Source organism: Nocardia farcinica, assembly GCF_029867845.1.
Classification (GTDB): domain Bacteria; phylum Actinomycetota; class Actinomycetes; order Mycobacteriales; family Mycobacteriaceae; genus Nocardia; species Nocardia farcinica_A.
In genome coordinates, this window is the sequence record NZ_JARWRU010000249.1 from 1 (window position 1) to 2,907 (window position 2,907).

General features: G+C 72.9%; 3 protein-coding genes. 1 reads left to right on the top strand and 2 read right to left on the bottom strand.

Annotation, left to right across the window (positions count from 1 at the left end; genetic code table 11):
• Positions 1 to 219 precede the first annotated feature (219 nt).
• Positions 220 to 1,857 carry an MFS transporter gene (locus QH283_RS05140; RefSeq protein ID WP_280501863.1) on the bottom strand — a complete coding sequence of 546 codons (1,638 nt, stop codon included), beginning with the start codon at positions 1,855 to 1,857 and terminating at the stop codon, positions 220 to 222.
• Positions 1,858 to 1,994: 137 nt separating this feature from the next.
• Between QH283_RS05140 and QH283_RS05145 the strand changes: the two genes are divergently transcribed.
• Entirely contained in the window at positions 1,995 to 2,624 is a 630-nt protein-coding gene (locus tag QH283_RS05145) for a TetR/AcrR family transcriptional regulator (protein WP_280501864.1), read from the top strand.
• 30 nt (positions 2,625 to 2,654) lie between these two features.
• On the opposite strand, the gene QH283_RS05150 is transcribed toward QH283_RS05145, so the two are convergent.
• On the bottom strand, positions 2,655 to 2,907 hold a 253-nt coding region (locus QH283_RS05150), incomplete at its 5' end, for an alpha/beta fold hydrolase (RefSeq protein WP_432420662.1).

Below are 2,907 nucleotides of genomic sequence, written 5' to 3' on the forward strand. Positions count from 1 at the left end.
CATCCCGGGGGGGGGGGGGGGCCCTTGACGCCGGGGGGGCTGGGGGGGGGGGGGCGGGGGGGGCCCGGGGGTACCCGGGCCCCCGCCCCACCTACGAATCCCGCGCCACCTACGAATCCCGCTCGGCCGTTCCCGGCGCACCGGTTCCCGGCCCATTCGTTTCCCGCGCTCGCTCGTTTCCGCGCTCGATCGTTGCCCGCGCTCGTTCGTTGCCCGCGCTCAATCGTTCCCGGCCGCACCGCTGACGGACACGGCCACACCGTCCGCCGCGCTCCCGGCAGCCGGCACGGCCGCGACCCGGTCGCCCTCGCGCGCCGAGCCGGCGGCATCGCTCACCGGCACGCCAGGGCCGGCGAGCGCCTCCCGGCCGGGCGCCCACACTCCGAGCGCCACAGCGGCCACGACCGTCAGCACCCCCAGCGCCAGCGACGCGTTGCCCGTACCGTGCATGAAGGCCGCCTGCGCGGCGTCGACCAGCGGATCGGCCTGCGGCCCAGCTTGTTCGGCCACCTCCATGGCCGCCGCCAGCGACCCCTCGACCGGCCCGCGCGCCTGCTCGGGCAGCTGCGGCAGGACAGCGGCGATCTTGTGGGTGTAACCGGCGGCCAGCACGCTGCCCGCGACGGCGATGCCGATCGCCGCGCCGACCTCGCGCGCCGCGTCGTTGACCGCGGAGGCCACGCCGTGCTTTTCCGGCGGGGTGTTGGCGATGATGGCCGCGGTCGCCGGCGGCGAACTCAATCCGAGGCCACTGCTCATCACCAGCAGCGGCCACAGCAGGTCGGTGTAGCCGCTGTCGGCCGTCAGCCGGGACAGGCCGAACAGCGCGACGCCGATCATGCCGACACCGATCAGGGTCGGCAGCCGCAACCCGAAGCGCTCGGCCAGATAGGGCGCGACCATGGCCAGCAGCACCATCGGCACGATCATCGGCGCCAGCGCCACCGCCGATTTCAGCGCGCTGTAGCCGAGGAACAACTGCATGAACTGCATGATCAGCAGGAAGGTGCCGAAGGCGGCCAGGAACTGCATGCCGACGGCCACCGAGCCCGCCCCGAAGCCGCGCACCGCGAACAGCCGCACGTCCAGCAGGGGCCGCGCCACCCGCAGTTCGACGAAGACGAACCCCAGTCCCGCGAGCACGGCGCCTGCCAGCGCCGACAGTGTCACCTGATCCGTCCAGCCCCGCACCGGCCCCTCGATCAGCCCGATCACCAACAGCGCGACGGCAGCCACCGAGCACACCGTGCCCAGCGGATCCATGGCCGGTCGCTCGTCCTCGGCCGAGTCGATGACGGTGCAACCGGCCACCGCGAGCACCACGCTGATGATCGCCATCGCCACGAAGATCGAGAGCCAGGAGAAGTATTCGAGCAGCACGCCGGAGCCGAGGAAGCCGATCACCGCGGCCACGCCGGCGACGCCCGCCCAGGTCGCGATGGCCGCCGAGCGGCGCGACTGCGGGAAGTTGGCCGTCAGCAGCGACAGGGTCGACGGCATCACCAACGCCGCGCCGACACCGGCCAGCGCCCTGGCGACGATCAACCAGAGCGGGGTGTCCAGCGCCAGCGGCAGGACCGAGGCCACCGAGAACACCACGAGGCCGAGGACCAGCACCAGCCTGCGGCCGTAGCGATCGCCGAGCGCGCCGCACGGCAGCACCAGGCAGGCGAGCAGCAGGGTGTAGCCGTCGATGATCCAGGTCAGCTGCTGCTGGGTCGCCCCGGTGTCGGCGGCGATCTCGGGCAGGGCGGTGTAGAGCGCCGCCATCGCCGCGATCACCAGTGCCACGCCGAGACATGCCACGATCAAGAGCCACCACTGTCTGCCGGACAACCGGATCGCGGTGCTGTCCATCTCGCCTCCCGAGAATCGGTACCGACCCGGCACCCGGGTGGCGGCCGGAAACAGTACTATCAGTAGCGTAGCGCTACCATCAGTATCATAAGTGGGCTTGTCCTCGACAGGCCCGCCGCGGAGAGGAACCGCGCCCCATGACCACCGGCCCCGACCAGTCCCCCGACCCGCGCGTGGCACGCTCGCGCAGGCGGTTGCTGGACGCCGCGACCGCCCTGCTCGAATCCGGTGGGCCCGAGGCGGTCACCATCGAGGCGGTCACCCGGCTGTCGAAAGTCGCCCGCACCACCCTCTACCGGCATTTCGCCAGCGCACGGCACCTGCGGGCGGCGACGCTGGAACGACTGCTGCCGCCGGTCATCGAATCCGCGCCGCCCGCAGGCCTGCGTGAGGGCCTGATCACCTCGCTGGTGCGCCAGGTCGCCGTCATCGACGAGGCGCCGCTGCACATGAGCAGCCTGGCGTGGCTGGCCACCGCGGGCCGCGACTCCGGTCCCGACGGCGGGGCCACCGACTCGCTGCGCGCCCGGCTGGTCGAGCAGTACCGCGCACCCTTCGACCGGGTACTCGAGACCCCCGAGGCCAAGGCCCGCCTCGGCGACTTCGACCGCACAAGGGCGCTGGCCCAACTGCTCGGCCCCATCGTGTTCGCCAAGATCGTCGGGCTGGAGACGGTCAGCCCGCGCGAGTGCGCGCGGCTGGTGGACGACTTCCTCATCGCCCGCGACGCCGAACGCGCCCGCGAAGCCCCTCCCTCGGCGTCCTGAGCCGGATGCGCGGTCCGGGCCCGCGGGTCCTCAGCCCAGATCATGGAGATGGCCGACGATCGCGGCGTTCACCTCGTCACCGCGTTCGAGCGGCAACAGGTGTCCCGCTCCGGGCAGCATGGTGACCGCCCGCAGATCGGGCACGTACGCGCGCATCACCCCCAGCGGGTCGCGGCCGCTGAATCCGGCCATGGCCGGGTCGGTGTCGCCGGAGGCGGAGTAGGCGGGCGCCCGCCCCCCCGGATGGAGCCCGGCGGGCCGGTACCAGGTGCGGGGGGAGTTG

Coding starts and splice junctions, on each gene's coding strand:
- QH283_RS05140 (WP_280501863.1), bottom strand. CDS start 1,857: ATGGACAGCACCGCGATCCGGTTGTCCGGCAGACAGTGGTGGCTCTTG.
- QH283_RS05145 (WP_280501864.1), top strand. CDS start 1,995: ATGACCACCGGCCCCGACCAGTCCCCCGACCCGCGCGTGGCACGCTCG.